The organism is Amycolatopsis sp. NBRC 101858 (assembly GCF_030269325.1).
GTDB classification, from domain to species: domain Bacteria; phylum Actinomycetota; class Actinomycetes; order Mycobacteriales; family Pseudonocardiaceae; genus Amycolatopsis; species Amycolatopsis ponsaeliensis.
Window position 1 is genome coordinate 2,024,099 of the sequence record NZ_BSTD01000001.1, and the last position, 20,171, is coordinate 2,044,269.

The 20,171-nt window shown below is 70.5% G+C and carries 22 protein-coding genes and 1 tRNA gene; 10 read left to right on the forward strand and 13 right to left on the reverse strand.

Annotated features, from left to right (window positions below; all coding sequences use genetic code 11):
* Positions 1-702 precede the first annotated feature (702 nt).
* The 4 genes from QSK39_RS09790 to QSK39_RS09805 are packed head-to-tail and all read left to right on the forward strand — an operon-like array spanning position 703 to position 4,377.
* Complete coding sequence (locus tag QSK39_RS09790) at positions 703-963, forward strand: hypothetical protein (RefSeq protein ID WP_003056176.1); 261 nt, start codon at positions 703-705, stop codon at positions 961-963.
* Positions 964-967: 4 nt separating this feature from the next.
* The gene (locus tag QSK39_RS09795; RefSeq protein ID WP_284747393.1) at positions 968-1,213 is read left to right on the forward strand and encodes a hypothetical protein; all 246 of its coding nucleotides are present in this window, start codon (positions 968-970) and stop codon (positions 1,211-1,213) included.
* Positions 1,214-1,246: 33 nt separating this feature from the next.
* Entirely contained in the window at positions 1,247-3,976 is a 2,730-nt protein-coding gene (locus QSK39_RS09800) for an FtsK/SpoIIIE domain-containing protein (protein WP_285477290.1), read from the forward strand.
* Positions 3,973-4,377, forward strand: coding sequence for a hypothetical protein (locus QSK39_RS09805; protein WP_285477291.1), 405 nt, complete (start codon positions 3,973-3,975; stop codon positions 4,375-4,377). Before QSK39_RS09800 ends, QSK39_RS09805 begins: the two co-directional genes overlap by 4 nt.
* On the opposite strand, the gene QSK39_RS09810 is transcribed toward QSK39_RS09805, so the two are convergent.
* From QSK39_RS09810 to QSK39_RS09830, 5 genes are all read right to left on the reverse strand, one after another.
* Complete coding sequence (locus tag QSK39_RS09810; protein ID WP_285477292.1) at positions 4,374-4,748, reverse strand: YbaB/EbfC family nucleoid-associated protein; 375 nt, start codon at positions 4,746-4,748, stop codon at positions 4,374-4,376. The genes QSK39_RS09805 and QSK39_RS09810 overlap by 4 nt on opposite strands.
* Positions 4,745-5,314: a hypothetical protein gene (locus tag QSK39_RS09815; RefSeq protein WP_285477293.1), complete on the reverse strand. Its 570-nt coding sequence runs from the start codon at positions 5,312-5,314 to the stop codon at positions 4,745-4,747. Before QSK39_RS09815 ends, QSK39_RS09810 begins: the two co-directional genes overlap by 4 nt.
* Positions 5,314-6,507, reverse strand: coding sequence for a putative T7SS-secreted protein (locus tag QSK39_RS09820; RefSeq protein WP_285477294.1), 1,194 nt, complete (start codon positions 6,505-6,507; stop codon positions 5,314-5,316). Before QSK39_RS09820 ends, QSK39_RS09815 begins: the two co-directional genes overlap by 1 nt.
* Positions 6,504-7,052, reverse strand: a complete 549-nt coding sequence (locus QSK39_RS09825; RefSeq protein ID WP_285477295.1) for a hypothetical protein — start codon at positions 7,050-7,052, stop codon at positions 6,504-6,506. Before QSK39_RS09825 ends, QSK39_RS09820 begins: the two co-directional genes overlap by 4 nt.
* A 133-nt stretch (positions 7,053-7,185) precedes the next feature.
* Complete coding sequence (locus QSK39_RS09830) at positions 7,186-9,663, reverse strand: DUF8508 domain-containing protein (protein WP_285477296.1); 2,478 nt, start codon at positions 9,661-9,663, stop codon at positions 7,186-7,188.
* 126 nt (positions 9,664-9,789) lie between these two features.
* On the opposite strand from QSK39_RS09830, the gene QSK39_RS09835 reads away from it, so the two are divergent.
* The gene (locus tag QSK39_RS09835; protein ID WP_285477297.1) at positions 9,790-10,761 is read left to right on the forward strand and encodes a CapA family protein; all 972 of its coding nucleotides are present in this window, start codon (positions 9,790-9,792) and stop codon (positions 10,759-10,761) included.
* Between the two features lie 293 nt (positions 10,762-11,054).
* Here QSK39_RS09835 and QSK39_RS09840 read toward each other — a convergent pair whose 3' ends face one another.
* On the reverse strand, positions 11,055-11,501 hold the full coding sequence (locus QSK39_RS09840) for a limonene-1,2-epoxide hydrolase family protein (RefSeq protein ID WP_285477298.1): 447 nt from the start codon (positions 11,499-11,501) through the stop codon (positions 11,055-11,057).
* Entirely contained in the window at positions 11,498-12,442 is a 945-nt protein-coding gene (locus QSK39_RS09845) for a TauD/TfdA dioxygenase family protein (RefSeq protein WP_285477299.1), read from the reverse strand. The genes QSK39_RS09840 and QSK39_RS09845 overlap by 4 nt, the downstream gene beginning before the upstream one ends.
* A gap of 322 nt (positions 12,443-12,764) precedes the next feature.
* Here QSK39_RS09845 and QSK39_RS09850 point away from each other — a divergent pair, with 322 nt between their 5' ends.
* Positions 12,765-13,190: a hypothetical protein gene (locus QSK39_RS09850; protein ID WP_285477300.1), complete on the forward strand. Its 426-nt coding sequence runs from the start codon at positions 12,765-12,767 to the stop codon at positions 13,188-13,190.
* Positions 13,187-13,759, forward strand: coding sequence for a hypothetical protein (locus QSK39_RS09855; RefSeq protein ID WP_285477301.1), 573 nt, complete (start codon positions 13,187-13,189; stop codon positions 13,757-13,759). Before QSK39_RS09850 ends, QSK39_RS09855 begins: the two co-directional genes overlap by 4 nt.
* Here the strand turns inward: QSK39_RS09855 and QSK39_RS09860 are convergent.
* Positions 13,752-14,519 (reverse strand): SDR family oxidoreductase, encoded by a 768-nt coding sequence (locus QSK39_RS09860; protein WP_285477302.1) that lies wholly within the window; start codon positions 14,517-14,519, stop codon positions 13,752-13,754. The genes QSK39_RS09855 and QSK39_RS09860 overlap by 8 nt on opposite strands.
* Positions 14,520-14,601: 82 nt before the next feature.
* Between QSK39_RS09860 and QSK39_RS09865 the strand changes: the two genes are divergently transcribed.
* Positions 14,602-15,123, forward strand: coding sequence for a GNAT family N-acetyltransferase (locus tag QSK39_RS09865; protein ID WP_285477303.1), 522 nt, complete (start codon positions 14,602-14,604; stop codon positions 15,121-15,123).
* Between the two features lie 25 nt (positions 15,124-15,148).
* On the opposite strand, the gene QSK39_RS09870 is transcribed toward QSK39_RS09865, so the two are convergent.
* The 4 genes from QSK39_RS09870 to QSK39_RS09885 all read right to left on the reverse strand — a co-directional run bounded on the left by QSK39_RS09870 (position 15,149) and on the right by QSK39_RS09885 (position 16,453).
* A tRNA-Ser gene (locus QSK39_RS09870) sits at positions 15,149-15,236 on the reverse strand.
* Positions 15,237-15,269: 33 nt separating this feature from the next.
* Positions 15,270-15,485, reverse strand: a complete 216-nt coding sequence (locus QSK39_RS09875) for a CsbD family protein (protein ID WP_285477304.1) — start codon at positions 15,483-15,485, stop codon at positions 15,270-15,272.
* Between the two features lie 33 nt (positions 15,486-15,518).
* On the reverse strand, positions 15,519-15,947 hold the full coding sequence (locus tag QSK39_RS09880) for a nucleoside deaminase (protein ID WP_285477305.1): 429 nt from the start codon (positions 15,945-15,947) through the stop codon (positions 15,519-15,521).
* A gap of 23 nt (positions 15,948-15,970) precedes the next feature.
* The gene (locus QSK39_RS09885) at positions 15,971-16,453 is read right to left on the reverse strand and encodes a tRNA adenosine deaminase-associated protein (RefSeq protein ID WP_284747372.1); all 483 of its coding nucleotides are present in this window, start codon (positions 16,451-16,453) and stop codon (positions 15,971-15,973) included.
* 77 nt (positions 16,454-16,530) lie between these two features.
* On the opposite strand from QSK39_RS09885, the gene QSK39_RS09890 reads away from it, so the two are divergent.
* Positions 16,531-17,760, forward strand: a complete 1,230-nt coding sequence (locus tag QSK39_RS09890) for a M20 metallopeptidase family protein (RefSeq protein ID WP_285477306.1) — start codon at positions 16,531-16,533, stop codon at positions 17,758-17,760.
* Here the strand turns inward: QSK39_RS09890 and QSK39_RS09895 are convergent.
* Complete coding sequence (locus QSK39_RS09895; protein WP_285477307.1) at positions 17,757-19,703, reverse strand: phosphocholine-specific phospholipase C; 1,947 nt, start codon at positions 19,701-19,703, stop codon at positions 17,757-17,759. The genes QSK39_RS09890 and QSK39_RS09895 overlap by 4 nt on opposite strands.
* 68 nt (positions 19,704-19,771) lie before the next feature.
* Between QSK39_RS09895 and QSK39_RS09900 the strand changes: the two genes are divergently transcribed.
* Entirely contained in the window at positions 19,772-20,149 is a 378-nt protein-coding gene (locus QSK39_RS09900) for a VOC family protein (RefSeq protein ID WP_285477308.1), read from the forward strand.
* The last annotated feature ends 22 nt before the right edge of the window (positions 20,150-20,171 follow it).

The following is a 20,171-nucleotide window of genomic DNA, read 5'->3' on the forward strand; positions in this document are numbered from 1 at the left end:
TCTACCGGCCGGCCCCTCGAGGGGCCCGGACAGCTCACGCACGAGCGCGGTCTTCAGCCGGCCGACCACTGCGGTACGCGGCTCGGCCGACGGCCGGTCGCGTGGCGAATGGTGGCCCGCACCTCGGTCACGATCAGGTCAACATCGTCGTCGGGCGAGCAGAGGCCCGTCTTCGCGAGGGCACCGTGTGGAGAGCCCCGAAGCCGTACTGCAAGGCATTCACCACGGCTACCACCGTGCCGAGATGCAGGTCATCCGCACGAGCACGTGCCCGTGCGGATGCGGTTGCGGCACTCGTCCGGTTCGTCCCGTGTCCGAAATGTGAAATGTCTTTCGAGCGATTGCGGGACAAATCTGTTCGTCCACAGGGAGTTACGAGTAGGGCTGAACGCAGCCCGTTGCTCCGGTCGCGCTAGTCTCACCCCAACCCGAGCCCGACGCTTCCAGAAAGGCCAGCAGTGGCACGAAAACCGCTCTGACCTGGGGTTGCGCCGGCCAGCGACTTCAGTGTGCGGCAGCCGTGCCAGGTCAACCCCGGCACGCACCGTGATCGGCCCGGCCCCGGACGTCCCACGTCCGGGGCCTTGCTGATTCCGGGGCCGTGATCACTCGGCACAGTCAGATGATCACGCTGAGTCGTTGGATCTGTTTCAATGGATTCGCCCCCGCAAGACCGACGAAATTTCGAGGAGTAGAGGCCCGATGGCCGGAGTCGAAGAGATCCGCGCTGGCATCGCGCTCGCCAATGAAAAGGCGTCCGCGAGCATCGCCGCCCTGCAACAGGCAGCGCAGTCTCTCGAAGAAGCCCAGCAGTCGCTCGCACAAGCGACGCAAGGCAGCAGCCAGCACGAAGTGAGCCAGGCGCACGGGTTGCTGGCGGAGGCACTGCAAGGCATCAACGGCTTGCAGAGCACGGTTCAAGCAAGCATTTCCTCCGCCGACTCCTACTCGGCGCGTCTCTAGCCGGATGACGCTCGCCGAACTCCACCAGCTGCTCACCGCCGTCGTGGCCGGGCTCGCCGACGCGCGCGCCCACTCCGAGCGGGCCACAAGCCTGCTCGGGGAAGCCCGGCAAGCTCTCGTGGACGCCCAGGCCAAGGCCGATCCCTGGCTGCCTTCGCAGTACGCGCAGGCAGGCGAGGGGCTGGACCAGCTCCTCGTCCGCCTGTCCTCTGCCGAAGATCTGGTGAGCGGATACCGGTCGCGCCTGTAATCCTTTTGGGGACACCTTTTCTTGGGGACGCCGATGGCCAACAAGTCAGCCGAGCAACGCAACCGCGTCGAAACCGCACTCGACCGGGTCCGCCACCAGATCGGCCTGGTCCTGGGCGCGGCGGCCGGGGCGCGCCAAGCCGCCGAGGCCGACCTCGCCAAACTCGAGCTCGAGCGCGACATCGTCCGCGTCGGCATGAACCACGCCACCGCCGAGCAGCAGAACGAGTGGTCCCGGCACCCCGCCGCACACGAGGTGTTCGGCGCACTCGGCAGCGTGCGGAGCGCTTACTACACCGACTGGGGTCAAGGGCCTTCTACGCTGCGCGAGCTCGTCTCGCAGAACGCACCCGGCCCGGCCGGGCTGCCCCCGGGTGACTGGCTCGGCCGCGTCGGCCACAACGCCGGCATCACCTCGCCCGGTCTGTGGCGCGTCGGCTCCGCGACGGCGGCCGGCGGTGACGCGACCCGCACGTTCGACGTCGCCGTCCCGCTGCTCGACGAGTCGCACCTGGCGATCACGTCGGCGCCGAAGACCCGGCCCACCATCGACGGCATCGTGCAGAACCTGCTGATCCGCGTGCTCTCGACGTTCGAACCGGGCGCCGTGCGCGTGCACCTCTGGGACATCGGGCAGCTGACCGCGATCCTGCCCGACCTCTACCCGCTGAGCCGCACGAGCGCGCTTTCGCTGTACGACCCGGGCCGGCTCGAGGACCTCCTCGACGAGCTGGCCGGGCACATCCGCCGCATCCACGCGACCGGGATGCAGGACGGCAAAACGTCCTTGCGGGAGCTGCGCGTCCACCGGCAGGAGCGGATCGAACCGTTCCGCATCGTCGTCCTGTACGGCAACGGCGAAACGCTCGAGCCGGAACGCGCGCGGGACCTCAAGCGCGTCGCGAGCGGGGCGCTGGCCGCCGGGATCTGCCTGATCATGATCGACGTGCCGACCGCTGTGAGCGCGTCAGTCGAGACGCTGAGCCTGATCGACGACCGGCACGCGATCAGCAGCATGACCGGCACCGACCTGGTCGTCGACCTCGATCCGCCGATGCCGTCCGGGCAGGTCATCCGCGCCGCCGACCGGATCGCCGCGGCACTGATCGCCAAGCAGGGCGGGCCGCGGTCGTTCGACGACCTGCTGCCGGCCGAGATCGGGCACGAGAGCTCGGCGCGCGAGCTGCGCGCGCCGGTCGGGTTCTTCGAGGGCGAGCCGGTCGAGGTCGTCATCGGCGACGCGAGCCCGCACGCCCTGATCGGCGGGCCGTCCGGTTCGGGCAAGACGAACTTCCTGTACGCGCTGCTCGGCAGTCTCGCGGCCCGGTACAACCCGAACGAGCTGGCGCTGTACCTGCTGGACTTCAAGGAAGGCGTCTCGTTCGCCGGGCTGGCGCCGGGGCGCAAGGACGCGAGCTGGCTGCCGCACGCGCGGCTCGTCGGCGTCAACGTCAACACCGACCGCGAGTTCGGCCTGGCGCTGCTGCGGTTCCTGGCCGACGAGCTGCGGCGCCGGTCGGCGGCCGCGAAGGAGCACGAGGTCACGAACCTCGCCGACCTCCGCGAAGCCGACCCCGGCGGGCACTGGCCGCGGATCGTCGCGGTGATCGACGAGTTCCAGTACCTGTTCGCGGGCCGCGACCAGGTGACGGCCACAGCCACGCAGCTGCTGGAGGACATCGCGCGGCGCGGCCGGTCGCAGGGCATCCACCTGGTGCTGGCCAGCCAGGACGTCGCCGGCATCGAGGCGTTCTGGGGCAAGCCGGCGGTGTTCGAGCAGTGCACGCTGCGCATCGCGATGCCGAAGGCGCGGCGCGTGCTGGCCGAGACGAACAACGCGGCGGTGTCGGCCCCGAAGTGGCACGGGGTGATCAACCACGACTCCGGCGTCGCGCACGGCAACCAGCTGGCCCACATCCCGGACGCGAGCAGCAAGAACGTGTTCGTCCGGCTGCAGCACCGGTTGTGGGAGGAGTACCAGGGCCGGTTCCCGCGGCCGCGCCTGTTCGACGGCGCGCATTCGCCGGTGCTGGAACAGTTCTCGGCGTACCTGGACCTCAAGCCGAACTCGCGGCCGCGGGCCCTGCTCGGGCAGTCGATCGACGTCGCCGAGGCCGCGTGCAGTGTGGAGCTGCCGCGGGCGCCGGGCCGCAACATCGCGGTGCTCGGGTCGGCCACCGCGGAAGCACTGTCCATCATGGACTCGGCGGCGCGTTCGCTGTCGCGGCAGTACGAGCCCGGCGAGGTCGAGTTCGTGCTGAGCTGCCCGATCGAGGCCTGCGCCCCGGCGGCGCTTGAGCTGACCGAGCGGCTGCGCGCCGACGGCCACGCGGCCACGCTGGTCGACGACCTGACCGGAGTGCTGGAGTCGATGACCGGCTCGATGTCCGGCGGCGCGAAGATCCTGCTCCTGTACGGGGTCGACGCGGCGTTGCCCGCCTTGGAAGCGAAAGCCGTCGGGCAGCTGAAGAGCGGCCTCGACCACCTGCGCGTGCTGCTCAAGCACGGGCCGGGCCACGGCATCCACACGATCGGCTGGTGGCGCAGCATCGCCCGGCTCAAGGACACGCTGGGCTTCGCGGGCACCGACGACATCGGCACGTGGGCGGCGCTCGACGTCCAGGGCAACGAGCTGTCGCCGTTCGCGGCGGGCCAGGTGGTGCACTGGTCCCCGCGTCCGGGCCGCGCGTTGTTCTTCGACCGCACGACCCACGGCGCCCCTGAAGTGATCATCCCGTTCCAGCGCCCGGAGAACGACCGATGACCGACGACGGTGCCACCGCGGCCATGCGGTACAAGGAAATCATCGCCCTCTCCCGGGGCTCGGCGGAGAACCTGCGCGCGTGGGAGCTGGCCCGAGCAGAAGAGCTGACCGGGGAGATCGAGGAAGCCCAGACCGCGATCGAAGTGGCGTCGGAGCGCGAAGCCCGCGCGGCCGAGCGCGCGACCCGCTGGTGGAAGATGGCGCTGCACAACATCCAGGGCCTGCTCTGGCTGGACCCGGGCGACGAGCCCCGACCGGTCTTGACCGCGCGCCCGGCGTACCTGGAGCGGTACCTCGAGGAGGTCAAGCCCAGTTACCAGGAGCTGGTCCAGGCGGTGCTGGCCCTGGGGTGGCGCGCCAAGCGAGCAGCTTCGAAACGCGGCGAGCAGCCGCCGGCCTAGACATCGAACACCGTGTCGTAGGGCTCGTCGTCGGTGGGAGCTTGCCGACGGTGGCGTGGTGGTGCCGGCCTTGGTGCTCCCACGGTCGGCGGCGCGGCGAGCTTTCCGGTCGCCGCGACGGCCTCCCGGATCGCGGCGGTGATGGTCCGGCCCAGCGTGACGGCGTCGGAGCGCATGGCGTCCGGAGCGAGCCGCACTTCGCTGACGACTCCACCGGGCCCGGCGAGCACGGTGACGGTTCGATCCGGCGAGACGACGGTGGTGTGCTCGCTGCCCGCGATGCCGGCGAGGAGGCGCTGGTTCTCGGCCTTGCGCTCCTCGATCTGCTTGAGCTGCCAGCGCATTTCCTCGATGAGCTGCGCGTTGTTCACGGCGCCTCCCCGCTGCGAAGACTCCACGCGACCTTCGCCGTCGCCTCGGCGACTGCCGGCCAAGCGTCTTCGGACTCCGCCACCACCGACAGGATCACCACGGACCGGCCGTCCGGCAGGGGGATCTGGTACTCCGCCTTGATCTGGGTGCGGACGTCGCGTTCGGGCAGGTGGAACTCGCCGCCGCTGATTGCGACGATCGCCGGGCCGATCGGGAGCCGCACCGGCTTCACCACCGCGCGCTTGTGCCGGCTTCGATAGAGCTCGGCCATCGCGGCGACCAGGGCGTCCTGGTTGGCGGGCGACGTCTCCGGCCACTGCGCGACGCCGAGGGTCAGGGTCGCGATGTCACCCTTGCGCCGGCCCACGGCGAACTTGCCGAAGACGCGGATGCCGTTGGCCTGCATGGCCGGCACCAGCGCCATCAGGTAGCTGCCGAACTCCTCGACGGACGTCCCGGACGCCAGGTTTTCGGCGATGGTCCAGGCGTGGCCGCGGTTCATCTTGTCGTCGGCGCCCACCGGCATGCCGGCGAACCCCGGTGGGAGGTCGATTTGGAGAGGCATCAGTTCCACACCTCGTCTTCCGCACGCTCACGACGGCGTTGTGGCGCGTTGTCGGCCTGTGCTCCGGCTTCAGCCGCATTCCAATACGCCACACCCGCCGGCGAAACGAACGAAGCAGCGGCCTGGGTCGCGTCCTTCGGTATCCAGTAGTTCACGAGGTCGCCTATCGGCCCCTCGAAGCTCACCCCCGCCGCCCGCGCGCCTGCGTCGAGCTTGAGCTGGGTATCGAGCGCGCCGTAGCCGATGCCCTTCATCGCGGCCTCGACTCCCGGTGAGGCGAAGGTGCCGACCAGTGAAGTCGCCGCACCGAGCCCATCGAAGATCAGGGTCTCCACAGCGACATCGGCACCCGCCAGTTTGGCTGTGGCGTGGCCGGCGAGCGCTGCCACACCGAAGCCGGTGGCGACCGCTCCCACGATCTCCTTGGCGGGATCGGGAAGGAACTCGCCAAGGAGGCCAAGGGCGTTCCCGATGTCACCCGACACGTCCGAGACCTTGGCGATCACCTCCGCGTGGTCTTGGACGAAGTCCCACGCCTGGTCCACCGAGTCGGCCAGGGTGTTGCCCAAGTCGACAAGGGCCCCGCCCACCGCGTCACCCAGCTCGTCGAGCAGGCCTGGCTCGTCCGGGGCCAGCTCCTTCGCCTTCCGCAGCGCCTCCGCGACCCGGGCCGCCGCCTCCGTGTGCTCCTGCTGGAGCTGCTTCGCCGCGTCCTGGACGTTCTGGCAGCCGTCGATCGCCGTCTGGAGCTGCCGGCCCGCGTTGTCCAGCAGGCGCTGGGCGATCTGCAGCGACGGCTGGTCCGGGAACGTCCGGTTCGCCAGCGCGAAGTCCGGGTTCGCGCGGGCCTGCTCGGCCGCCTGGGCCGCCGCCTCGGCGCGGGCCTCCAGGTCGGCCGCGCGCTTCTGCAGGTCCCCCAGCTGCTGTGCCCAGGCTTCGAGCGCGGAGCCGGCGTCGCCCATCGAACGAGCCGCACCCTCGAGGTACTGCGGCAGCGGGCCGATGCGCCGCGCGAAGGCATCGCTCGCCTCGCCCTGCCAAATGCCCTGCTTCCGGACGATCCGGCGCAGCGCGTCGTCGGCCTCGGTCAGGTCCTTGCTCACCGCGCGGTACTTGCCGGCCAGGTCGGTGACACCGTCGAGATCGCCCGGCGCCGGGTCGAAGCCCAGGGCCGGGAAGTCCTGCGTGCTCATCGGCCGAGTCCGTCCAGGATGTCGGTGATACCGCCGGTCGCGCCGCCGCCGACCATTCCGCCGTCGGGAACCCCGCCGGGATCCTTGCGCTCGGCGAGCTCGTCGATCCCGGGAACACCACCGGTCACGCCGCCGCCGACCAGGCCGCCGTCGCCGCCCATCGGGGCTTCGCCGGAAGGCTGCCCCACTCGCGGAAGGTTCGCCCGGGTTCCGGTGCCGGCCCCGTCACCAGGTTCGTCACCGAGCACCGCCGAACCGAACTTCGACAGCTGCCCGCCGAACTCGGCTTCGATCCGCTCGTACTTCTGCTTCGCCTGCTTCAGCCGCTCCGTGATGTCCGCAGCCGCGTCGCCGAGCCGGCTGATGCCGTAGCCCCACGCGTCCTCGAACTCGACGCCCGCTTTGCCCAGGTCAGCCGTGCCCAACGACCCGAAAGCCCCACCGCCGCCCAGCTTCGTGTTCGCGTCGGCCATCCGACCCGCCGCCGTGCCGAGATCGTCGATGAGCTTGCCCAGCTCGTCGACCTTCACCGCATACCCGTCCACGCCACCCTCCCCTGTGGTCCACTCCCACCGTAAGACGGCCGTCAACGCTCCGCGGTTTCATCGTCACCCAAAGGAGCGAACACGCAAAAGGGCCGCCACCGGGCGAACCCGGTGGCGGCCCCGAACTGCGTGCTTACGGGAAGTACTTGCCCAGCAGCTGCTCGAGGTAGTCGAGCAGGTCGTTGAGCGCGTCCTGGATCGCGTTGCCGGTGCTCGGCCGGAACCGGATCACCTGCGGGTCGTGGTCGCTCGCCTGGTCGGCGAACTCCGCGTTGATGTGGACGACGTCGTAGTCCACCCCGCGCGGCGCCTTCGACGCCAGGATGTGGTCCAGCACCTGCGACTGCCCCTCGAACACGTAGCTGTACCGCTCGGCCTCGGGCACCGACGCGATCAGGTCCTTCAGCGCGCCACCGGCGGTGAGCGTCTGGACCGCGGGCGAGAACGGGTAGTCGTTCAGGTCACCCGCCACGACGATGTTCGCGTTGCGATCGGCCGTCAGCAGCGAATCGACGAACCCGCGCAGCACCGTCGCCTGCTTCGCCCGCTGCACCTCGGAACTGCGCACCGGCGGCTGGTTGCGGCCGTGCGTCGGCTGGTCGCCGCCCTTGGAGTTGAAGTGGTTGGCGATGACGAACACCGTGCGGCCCTTGAAGACGAACTCGCCGGCGAGCGGCTTGCGGCTGTCCTCCCAGGCCTCGTTCGCCGGGTCGACGCGGCCGGGCGACGCCGTCAGGTGCGTCTTCCCGTGGTCGCGAACGACGCCCACCGCGGAGGTCGACGTCCCACCCGGACGGTCCACAAAGGACACTCTGGCCGGGTTGAACAGGAACGCCACGCGGATGTTGCCACCCGGCTGGCCGCCGTCCTGGTCGTTCACCGGGTCGATCGAGCGCCACTGGTAGCGCGGGCCGCCCTTGGCGACGATGGCGTCGGTGAACTTCTGCAGCGTCTGGTCCGCCGCGACGGTGCCGTCGTCGGTCGCGCCCGTGTTGTCCTGGATCTCTTCCAGGTTCACGATGTCCGGCGTCGCCAGGTGCGTCACGATCGCCTCGCCGAGCCGGTCGTACTTCGCCTGCGGGTCGCCCGGCGCCAGGTTCTCGACGTTGTACGTCGCGACCGCGAGCTCGCCGGACCGCTGCTTGCGCGTGGTCTCGGCCTGCAGCCCGTTGTCCTTCTCGGCCCCGAGCACGCTGGCGAACAGCGTGTAGCCACCGAAGTTGCTGTACTCGACCGGGCCGGACGTGGTGCCGGTCAGCACGTCACCGACGTTGAGCTTCGGGAACGGCCGCTGCTCGAACGGGATCAGCGACGACACCTTCATCACGCCGCTGTTGAGCTGGTCGTACCCCAGGTAGACACTGCCGCCGCGGACCGACTTGTGCTGGTCCGGCTTGGACGTCACGTACAGCTCGTTGAACGAGTTCGACGGGCCGACGACGCGGGCGTCGCTGATCGAAACGATCTCGCTCTCGTGCGCCTCCCAGAAGTCCAGCGCGTACTTCGCCGGCTCCAACGGGAGCGCCTCGATGTTCCCACCGGGCGCGGGCGCGTAGGAGACCGGCACGGTGTCGGGGTTGAGCACGGTCGGTGCCGGCAGGGCGTTCCCGTGCGAGCCGACCGTCCACTGTGCACTGCTCAGCTCGGTGAGCGACTGGTAGTTCGACGTCGCCGGCGCGTCCGGGTAGAACTCGCGGACGGTGCCGGTCGCGGTCACCGCGTCGCCGACCGCGACGGCCGGGCTCGTCGAGCCGGTGAACACGAACAGGCCCTCGCTGGTGCGCGGGTCGTTGTCCGGGTTCGGGTCGGTGAGCCAGAAGCCGCGCACCGAGCCGAACGTCCGGGTCGCGGTGACGACGCCGGTGACGTCGCTGACCTTCTTGTCCTTGAACGGCGAAATGCGCGTGGTGCCCTGGATTTCGTGGATCTTCGCCGGGGTGCCCGGTTCGCCGGGGCCACCGCCGCCGGTCGTCTCGCCCTTGGTGTTCGTCGGGGTCGGGTCGCCGACGGTGAAGTCGGCCGCGTTGTCGTCGGTGTCGGCCAGCGACGCGCCTCGCGCGACGGACGTCGCGTTGGCCGGCGCGGCCGTCGGAGCGCCTTCGCGCACGGTCGCCGCGCCGAACCCGACGAGGTCCTTGATCCGGGGGTCGGCAGCGCAGTCCGCGGCGGTCTTGCAGGTCAGCGCGGTGGTACCGGAGACGAGGGCGATCGTGCCCGCGGTCGCCGACATCGCGATCGTGCCGGTCGCGTCCGGCGTCGGCAGCGCGACCGTGCCGCCGCTGCCCTTGCCCTCGGCCACGAGGTAGCGCCCGCCCGGCGCGACGCTGCCGGCCAGCTGCGTCACCTGCCAGGTGCTGGACGCGCTCGGCGAGCCGGGCAGGTACTGGACGCTGAAGCCGTCGACGCTCGTGGCGGCAGTACCGTGGTTCGCGAGCTCGACGAAGTCGTTGGTCAACGTGGCGCCGGAGTTGCCGCCACCGCCGTAGACCTCGGCGATGACCGCGTCGGCGCTGGGTGCCGCGAAGGCGGCCGGTGCGGCCACTCCGCCGAGCACCAGGCCCGACGCGACGGCCACCGTCAGCGCGGTCTTGGCTCTGTGGGTCTTGATCACCCTGAGTCCCCTTTGTGCTTGAACAGTCGTGGCATAGTCCCCCGAACAGATGAGGAGGAGGAAGACAAAGGTGCAACGATTCGTAACAACTACTTTCGTCGTCACTCTTTCGGCAGAGCAGGTTTTGTGATCACGCTGGTACTCGGCGGAGACGTCAACGTTCAGGGCCGCGCGACGCCGTCGACGGCGTTCCAGCAGCTGGATCCCCTGCTCAAGGGCGCCGACCTCCGGTTCGTGAACCTCGAAGGACCGCTCGACGCGAAGGCGGCCGAAGCGCTGACCTCGGCCGGCATCGACGTCGTCTCGTGCGCCAACGACATGACGCACCCGCCGGCCGCGGCGATGGCGAGCCTCGCCGTCCTCGACCAAGCCGGGATCGCGCACTGCGGCGCCGGCGCGAACCTCGACGCCGCGCACGCACCCGCGGTGCTCGAGCGCTCCGGCGAAAAGGTCGCATTCCTCGCGTACACCTCACTTCGCCGCGCCCACGGCCAAGCCGCGCAGTCGGGCTCCCCGGGCGTCGCGCAAGCGTTTGCGACCACGGCTTACCAGCCCGATCCGCGCATCGCGGAGATCCCGGGCCGCCCGCCGCTGGTCCGCACGACGCCCGTGCCCGATCACCTCGAACGGCTCGTCGCCGACGTGAAGCAGGCCAAATCCGCCCACGACCACGTCGTCGTCTCGATGCACTGGGGCCTGCCCGGCGCGGACCTCGCGGAGTACCAGGTGACCTACGGACGCGCGGCGATCGACGCCGGCGCCGACCTGGTCGCCGGGCACGGGCCGCACACGATCCAGGCCGTCGAGGTGTACCGCGGCCGCCCGATCCTCTACAGCCTCGGCAACCTCGTCTTCGACTGGCCGGCGATGCGCGGACGGCACACCGACGGGCTGCTGGCCGGCTGCCTGTTCGGTACCGAGCCGCGGCTCGAGCTCATCCCGGTACGGCGCAACGCGGACAACGAGTGCGAACCGCTCGCCGGGGAGGAAGCGGGCAAGGCGCTGCGGTACCTCGCGGACGTGTCGGCGCTGCGCTCGACGACGTTGTCCGTACGGGACGGAATCGCGTCCGTGGCCGGTCTGGGCGTTGGCGCGTAACCGATTGCGCGCGGACTGTGACAGGTCCTCGCACCTCTGTCACCCATCCGGCGCATCTGCCTTAAATGCTCCCTAAGACCCGGAACAACCCGCGTGAAGCGGCGGTACGGTCTGCGTGAGCCGCCGGAAAAGTGGCACAGACCACTTTCGGACAGCTCTCGACCAGCACGAACACGCGGGGGAGGGAGAACCATCATGTGGGGGCTGATTGTTCTCAGTTGCGTGTTCGTGCTGGTGCTGGGGATAGCCGCGGTCGTGGACCTCCGGGACCACGACCGCGGCGCACCCGGGGTCTAGCGCACCGTCTGCTTCGCCTTGTAGCGGCCAATAAGCGTGCGCGCGCCGGCCAGCGCGACTCGCCCGGCGCCCTTCGCGCTCGCGGCCAGGAACGTCGTCCAGTCGAAGTGGTCGCGCCACAGCACGATCCGGCCGGCTTCGACCTCGAACGTGCCGCACACCCAGAACTCCGCTTCCCACGCGCCACGGCGCAGCACGTCGGTGCGTTCGGTGAGCACGACGTTGCCGTCCGCGGCGATGTGGTGCGTGCGCGCCTCGAACCCGGAGCCGTACTTGGCCATGAAACGCAGTTGTTTCTCGACCGCGGCGACGCCGCGGGCGGGCGGCAACGGCACGTTCTGGTACACGATGTCGCTCGCCGCGAACGTCAGCGCGCGGTCGATGTCGAGGTCTTCGAGGGCCTTGAGGAAACCGGTCACCACTGCCTGGGGTTCATCGGTCATGTCCCCAGGCTAAGGGTCGCCAGCGGCCGGTCGCCCGCGATGGCGACGCGCTCCGCGATCCGGACGTGCGGGTGGTAGTCGTTGACCGCGTAGTGCTGCGTGGCGCGGTTGTCCCAGAAGGCCACGGAGTTCGGCCGCCAGCCGAACCGGACCTGGAACTCCGGCGTGTGGGCCTGCAGGAACAGGTACCGCAGCAGCCGGTCGCTCTCGTCGCGGTCCATGCCGACGACGTGCGTGGTGAACGCCTGGTTGACGAACAGCGTGCGCCGCCCGGTCTCCGGGTGCGTCCGGACCACCGGGTGCTCGACCGGCGGGAACTCGTCCTGCCACCGCGCGAGGAGCGCGGGATCGGCGAACCGGTCGAAGCCGGGGAGGTAGTCGTGCACCGCGGTGAGCCCGTCGATGCGGGCGCGGACGTCCTCGGGCAGGTTGTCGTAGGCGGCGGCCATGTCGGCCCACATCGTGTCGCCACCGACGGGCGGCACCTCGATCAGCCGCAGCACCGAGCCGAGCGCCGGGTTGGGCCGCCAGGTGACGTCGACGTGCCAGATGTTCTCGTAACCGGGCATGGCGGCAGTGCGCTCGAAGCGCGTGACGGCGTCGTCGTCGCCCTTCGGGATGAACGGGTTCGTCTCCAGCTCGCCCCAGTTCGCGGCGAACGCGCGCTGCTGCGCCGACGTGATGTCCTGGTCGCGGAAGAAGATCACCTTCCACTCGAGCAGGGCGCGGTTGAGGTCTTCACGCAGCTCGGGGGTCAGCGGCTCGGCCAGGTCGACGCCGTCGATCTCGGCGCCGATCACCCGGCCCAGCGGGCGGAGGGTGAAGCGCTCGTACGGCTCGCCGCTTCCGCTCCGGCGCAGGACGCGGGGGCCTTCGAAGATGCCGTCGTCGGGTGTGACGGCCTCGCGCAGCGGAATCCGGGCAGGCAGGTCTACGGACATGGTTGTGCTCCAAGGGTTTTCGGGAGGATTCGGACGCCGGGCTCGCGTCAGGCAGGGGGCGAGCCCAGGCGGCCGCGGCGCAGCAGGAGCTCCACGGTGCCTTCTCCGACCGACCGCTTGGAGGCGCGGCCGTGCCACCGGACAGGCGTGCTTTCCGAGGTGGCGGGCATGCGCTTATGGTGTTCTTCCTCCCGCCCTGCGGTCAAGACGTCCACTTGGTGGAACGCGATCAACGCCGCAGGTCACCGCGATGCGGGCGGCTCGGGAGCATGAGGCAAGATCTTCCACGATCGGGTGAGCGCCCTTGACGACGGAGGTCCCCATGCCGGAAGGCAGAGGCTCGCGGATCGGCAGTGAGATCTCGGAGCTCCGCTCCGAGGCCGGGGGCTTCGCCACCCGGAACCCCCTGGCTGACGTCCCGGAGCTCCGCCCCGCGGGCTTCGTCAGCCGGAACCCCCCGAAGCGGCCCGACCGGCTCCGCACGGCCGCGGACCTGCTCGACCAGGCCGCGGCCGCCGACGACAAGGCCGCGGGGCAGTTCGCCGAGGCCCGCGTCGACTCGACGCCGTTCGGCCTCTCGGCGCAGGCCCGCGAGCTGGCGGCACGCTGGTCCGCCGCCCTCGCCGCTCGCGAAGCGGACGCGCGCGTCCTCGGCGACGCGACGTCCGACCTGGCCGGCCGGCTGCGCATGGCAGCGGAGAGCACCCGGAGCACCGGCTTCCGCGGCCGGATCGCGGTGGCGCCGTGACCGCTCCGGTGTTCGAGCACCCGGCGCTGACGTCGGCGGCGGAACGGCTGGCCTCCCTGCGCACGGCGGCGGGCCGCATCGGCGCCCCGGACCCGGTCGCGGCCCTGCGGCACCTGGACTGTTCGCCGTCGTCGATCAGCTCGTCCGCTTCGGCGGTCGAGGCGGGCGCGGCGCTGGTGACGTCGGCTTCCGCGGAGTTCCGCAACGGCGTCGAGCAGGGCGAAACCGGCGGCAGCGCCGAGACGTTCGGCATCTGGGCGGACACAGTGGACGGTCAGTACGCCGCGGCGGCCCAGGCGGCCACGGCCACGGCGGAGCTGGGCGCCCGGATCGCTTCCGAGCTGGACGCGTTGGCAACGTCGGCGTCGGCCGAGGTGGGCGCACTCGCGGACGCGGCCGCGGCGGCCGTAGCGGCGGTGCTGGCGGACGACCGGTCACCCGAGGTGGTGAGCACGGTCAGCACGACGTGCGCGGCGGTGGTCCGGACGGTTTCCGTGAAGATCGCGTCGCTGTCTTCGCTGCTGGCGGAACTGGAGCCGTTGACGGCGCCGGCGGTCAAGCTCAGCTGAAGCGTTCCCGGGCCCAGTCTTCGAAGCTCCGCGCCGGATGCCCGGTGACGGTGGCGACGTCCAGCGAGACGGGCTCCGGATCGTCGACGAGGGAGGCCCAGTAGGGCAGGGCACTCTTCGCGAATTCCTCGCCCAGTTGCTCGGTGGCTTCCTGTTCGGGCTGTTCTTCCCATTTCACGGGTGTTCCGAGCGCCTTGCCGATGATTTCGACCTGCTCGGCTTGGGTGAGCGCTTCGGGGCCGGTCACGAGGTAGATCTGCTTGCGGTGATCGCCGGTGAAGGCTTTGATCGCCATTTCGGCGACGTCCTTTTCGTGGACGAGGGAACGCTTGGCTTGACCATAGGGCGCCCGCACTTTGCCGGTTTTCGCTTGCGGTACCCAGCCGAGGGTGTTGGTGGCGAGGCCGGTGATGCGGAGGAAGGTCCAGTCGTCGGTGACGTTCCTGACGGCTTCCTCCACCTCGGCCCAGAACCCGCCGTCTTCGGCTGCTGCCGATGAGACGTAGACGATCTTCTTGTCCTTGAAGGGTTTTACGGCTTTGTCGATTCCTGCGGCGGAGTAGAAAGGCCAGACGAAGTAGACGGCGTCGACTCCCTCGGCGGCTTCGGCGGGATCAATGATGTCGCCTCGGACGACTTCCCCTCCGGGCGCGTTGGCCGGGTCGCGGACCAGGACCCGGACGTCGACGTTTTGGTCGAGCAATCCACTGACGACGTGCCGGCCGGTGTTGCCGGTGGCCCCGGTGACGAGGACCTTCATGGTGGGCTCCTTGGTGATCGGTTCTCGCCACCGTCACACTTCAAGAGCCCTTCAAGTCAAGGCGTGCGATAGCTTGCCTCACATGCCCGAGCCCGGAGTCTGGCCACCCGCCCCGATCAGGACCGACCGGCTCGTCCTCCGCGAGTCCGAAGCCCGCGACCGCGCCGCGTTCATCGAGCTGTTCGCTTCGCCGGACGTGGGCACCTACATCGGCGGCCCGAAACCACGGGACGAGCTGGAGCGCACGACGGCCGAAGTGCCCGGGCGGCGTCCCGGACTGTTCGTCGTCGATCTCGGCGGGGCGCTGATCGGCATGATCACACTCGATCCCCACGACACAGATGCCGCCAAGACCGAACTCGGCTACCTGTTCCTGCCGGAGGCGTGGGGCCACGGCTACGCGTCCGAAGCGTGCACGGCGGCCCTCGACTGGTTCGCCGGCGCAAACCCCGGCGACAAGGTGGCGCTCTGCACCCAGACCGCCAACGCCCCCTCGATGCGCCTCGCGACGAAGCTGGGGTTCACCGAAGTGAAGCGGTTCGAGGCGTACGGCGCCGAGCAGTGGCTCGGCGTGTGGTCACAGCAAAACGCCCGGCAACCCTGATCGGGGCTGCCGGGCGATTCGAGAGCGGTGGCGGTGGGATTTGAACCCACGGACGGGGATTAGCCGTCACACGATTTCGAGTCGTGCTCCTTCGGCCGCTCGGACACGCCACCGCCGAGAACAATACCGGAGCGCACCCGCGTGCCTCACAAGGGGTCGGCAGGCCGGTCCGGCCGGCGCCTGACCTGCACGTCTCGCACCAAGCGCGATGCCTTCGAACGCAGGTCGTGGGCCACTTCGGCCACCTGGGCGCGGCGGCGCTGCATCCGGCCGGATGCCTCGAGGCGCCGGTTGCCCGTCACCGAACCGAGCTTCTCGCGCGCGCCGCCCACCGTCTGCTGGACCTTGTCCTTCATAGTCATGCCCATCGGGGTACCCACCCCGGACGAGCCGAATCAGCGACGGGTCGCGAAGTACGTCTCGAGCAGGGACGCACACTCCGCCGACAGCACGCCGCCGTGGACTTCCGGGCGGTGGTTGAGACGGCGGTCACGCACGACGTCCCACAGGGACCCCACCGCGCCCGTCTTGGGCTCCCACGCCCCGAACACCAGCCGCGAGATCCGGGCCAGCACCAGCGCGCCCGCGCACATCGTGCACGGCTCCAGCGTCACCGCCAGCGTGCAGCCCTCCAGGCGCCAGCCGTCGCCGACCACGCCCGCCGCCGCGCGCAGCGCCAGGATCTCCGCGTGGGCCGTCGGGTCGCCCAGCTCGACCCGCGCGTTGCGGGCCGCCGCCAGGGGCTTGCCGTCGGGGTCGAAGACCACGGCTCCGATCGGCACGTCCGAGCCGGGGGCGCGCGCCGCTTCCAGCGCCGCCTCCACGGCTTCGGTGTCGGACGGCCGTCTCAGAGCTCGTCCAGGAGCTTGGCGAACTCGCTGCCGAACCCGACGCGCTGCGCGATCATCTGCAGCTGTTCGTCCGGGTACAGGTCGACCTCGCCGACGATGACCTCCAGCTCCGGCCCCGGCAGCCCGATGTCCGCGAGAATCGACAGGTCGCCCTCGGGCCAGACGGAGTCGTCCTCTTCGTCCGGTGGATCGACGCGCAGGACGTCGAGGACGTCCGCCGCGATGTCGTAGTCCAATGCCGCCGCCGCGTCCGAGAGCAGCAACGACGGCCCGCGCGGACTCGGCCGGACGATGACGAAGAACTCGTCGTCGACCGCCAGCAGCCCGAAGGATGCACCGGTGGAACGTAGTTTGCCCAGTTCTGTGATCGCCGCGTCGAGCTCGGTCAACGCCCCCGGGTCGAGCGCGCTGCACCGCCACCGACCGTCTTCCCGGACCACGGCTACCGCGAAGCCCGTGACCGGCTCATCCACCGCCATGCGCACACCGTATTCCGCCGGTCGACCGAACGCACGCACGGTGCACCCGAAGCGCCGCATGGGGCACTATCGGGAGCATGACCGGCCCCACTGACCTGCCCACGCTGCCCGGCACGCCGTTCGCCGGCCTCCTCGACGACGCGCGGGCGCTGCAAGACCGCACGGTCGCCCTCCGGCGTGCCGTGCACCGCCACCCGGAACAAGGGCTCCACCTCCCGCGCACCCAGGCGGCGATCCGCGAAGCCCTCGCCGGCCTGCCGCTGGAGATCACCGAAGGCAAGGCCACGACGTCGCTGACGGCCGTCCTGCGCGGCGCGCGGCCCGGCCCGGCGGTGCTGCTGCGCGGCGACATGGACGCGCTGCCGCTGACCGAGGAAACCGGGCTGGACTTCGCGTCCGAGGACGAGGAGTCGATGCACGCGTGCGGGCACGACACGCACGTCGCGATGCTGGCGTCGGCCGCCCGGCTGCTCGCCGAGCGCAAGGACCAGCTGGCCGGCTCGGTCGTCTTCATGTTCCAGCCGGGCGAGGAGGGGCACCACGGCGCCCGGTTCATGATCCACGAGGGCGTGCTCGACGCCGCCGGGACGCGGGTCGAGCGCGCGTTCGGCGTGCACATCCTCGCCAACCTGCGCAGCGGGCTGCTGTCGGTCCGGCCGGGCCCGCAGATGGCGTCGGCGGACTCGTTCTCGGTGCTCGTCACCGGCAAGGGCGGCCACGGCTCCGCGCCGCAGCACACGATCGACCCGGTGCCGGCGGCCGCGGCGATGGTCGGCGCCCTGCACACGATGATCACGCGCCGGGTCAGCGTGTTCGACCCGGCGGTGCTCTCGGTGACGCGGATCCAGGCCGGCACCACGACGAACATCATCCCGGAGACCGCCGAGCTGCAGGGCACGATCCGCACGCTGTCCGAGCAGACGCGCGCGCTGGTCCGCGCCGAGCTGCCGAAGGTGTGCGAGCAGGTCGGCGCGGCGTACGGCTGCCGCGTCATCGCCGATGTCGAGCCGGGCTACCCGGTGACGGTCAACGACGACCGCGTCGCCGCCGAAGTCCTGACGCTCGGGGAGGCCGTGCTCGGCCAGGAGAACGTCGAGCTGATGGCGGACCCGCTGATGGGTGCCGAGGACTTTTCCTACGTCCTGCAACGCGTTCAGGGCGCGTACGCGTTCCTGGGCGCGTGCCCGCCCGGCGTCGACCCGGCCGAGGCGGCCGCGAACCACTCCAACCGCGTGCTCTTCGACGAGGACGCGATGCCGAGCGGGGTCGCGATGCTCGCCGCGTTCGCGCTGGACGCCCTGCGTTAGGGCCCGGTCCGCGACGGGCGGCCGTCCTCGAGGTGCCCGGCGAAGCGGCGACGCCACCCGGGCGCCTCGAAAGTGACGTCGTACCAGCCGTTCTTCGCCGGTACCGGGAAGTCGTGCGAGGTTTCCGGTGCGATCGTGACGTCGTTCAGCACGACCGGCGCCGGGCCGCTGTTGGTCACCGTGACGCGCAACGCGGGCGCCGGCGTGAACGTGACGGCGGCGTCGAGGCCCGCCTTTCCGGAGGCCTCGACGACGAACCCGTTCGGGCCGTGGATCGCGATGTCGTACGACTCGGTGTACGGGACTTCCCCCGTCAGCTCGCTCTTCGGGCCGACGTCGAAGCGTTGTGACGCTCCGCCCGCGTGGTAGGCGTACGCGGCCAGCTGCAGGGTCTGCGTCCCGTAGTTGGCCAGGTGCAGCTTCAGCGCGCCCGGCCCGGCTGTGGCCCAGGCGACCGGCTGGTACGGCAGTGGGCGCGCCTTCGCCGTGCCGGGGTCCTGCACGAGGGCACCCGGCCCGAGCCCGGGCTTCGGGAGCCGGGACTGCGTCCGGTCGGCTTCGGCGCGCAACGCGTCCGCGTCCGGCAGCAGCGGGATCGTCGTGTCGTGCGCGCGGAAGTCGAAACAGCTGGTCAGATCGCCGCAGATGGCGCGGCGCCAGGCCGAGATGTTCGGCTCGCGCACCCCGGTCCACGTCTCGAGGAAGCGCAGCACCGACGTGTGGTCGAAGACCTGCGAGTTCACCCAGCCACCGCGGCTCCACGGCGAGACGACGGTCATCGGCACGCGCGGCCCCAGCCCGATCGGCAGCGGGGCGCCGGACGCCCCGCCCCGCTCCGGACGGTTCCCCGGCAGGTACTCGCCCGGGGTCCCGGGTGGTGGCGTCGGCGGGACGACGTGGTCGAAGAAGCCGTCGTTTTCGTCGTAGTTGAGGAAGACGACGGTCGATTCCCACAGTTCCGGATTGTCCCACAACGCTTTCAGCATCCGCTGGATGTAGGAGGCACCGTCGACCGGCCGGGCGGCGGGGTGCTCGCAGTAGCCGTACGGGGCCACGACCCACGACACCGCGGGCAGCGTCCCGGCCGCGCAGTCGGCGAGGAACTCGGCCAGGACGTGGTCGAGGTCCTTGCCCTTGCCGGAATCGGGCAGCAGCTTCTTGCGCAGGTTCCCGCGTTCGGCCAGCCGCTGCTTCACCGGGTCCATCGAGTACAGCGCGTCGTGGAAGTTCTTGAAGAGCCACAGCGGGTTGTCGCCGTAGTCACCGGCGAAGTGCTCAGGGACGCCGCGCTCTTCGTCGTTCGCGTAGATCCGCCACGTGATCCCGGCGGACTCGAGCCGTTCCGGGTACGTCGTCCAGCGGAACGACGGCTCGTAGTCGGGGAAGTTGTGCGTGACCGGGCCGCCGGCGACGCCGTCCGGGTCGATCGTGCCGGTCCAGTGGAACAGCCGGTTCGGCTGCGTCGGGCCCTGGATCGAGCAGAAGTAGTGGTCGCACAGCGTGAACGCACCCGCCAGCGCGTGCTGGAACGGGATGTCGTCGCGCGTGAAGTACCCCATCGTCATGGGGCTCTTCGCGGCGACCCAGGCGTCGTACGCGCCGCCGTTCCACGCGCGGTGGGTGCTGTTCCAGTCGTGCGGCAGCTCGCCGAGGTCCTGGCCGTCCACAACGGACGTGTCGACCCGGAACGGCAGCACCGGCGCACCCTTGCCGCGCTGGCGGAAGACGTCGCGAAGGGCCGCGCGGTCGCCGAAGCCGCGCACGCCGGCCATCGTGCCGTAGTAGTGGTCGAACGATCGGTTCTCCTGCATCAGCACCACGACGTGGCGGACGTCGTCGATCGTCCCCTTCCGCGCCGGTGCGGCGCACGAGGCCGTCAACGAGCCGGCGACCGTGGCCGCGGCGGCGCCGCCGAGCACCGTGCGCCGGCGGATCCGGCCCATTCTGCCTCCTCATCCCCACGTCAGCGGCCTGGCGAGGGGTACGTTCTCCGCCGAGAGAGGTGGTACCCATGCTCGATTCAGCGGATCTGGTCGCCTTCGCACCGTCGACCGACCTGGAGCGCTCACGTGCCTTCTACACGGACGTCGCCGGGCTCGAGTTCATCGAGCAAACCCCCTTCGCGTGCGTGTTCCGCAGTGGCGCGACGATGCTGCGCGTCACCGCCGTCGCCGAATTCACGCCGCAGCCGTTCACGGTGCTCGGCTGGGCGGTCGCCGACATCCGGGTGGCGGTGGCCGAGCTGCGCGGCCGGGGCGTGGAGTTCCTCACGTTCGACACGCTGCCACAGGACACCGACAAAATCTGGACCACGCCCGGCGGGCGGATCGCCTGGTTCCGCGACCCGGACGGCAACGTGCTGTCCCTGACCGAGTTCACTGGCAATTAAACAACAGTGTTGATTTAATGGA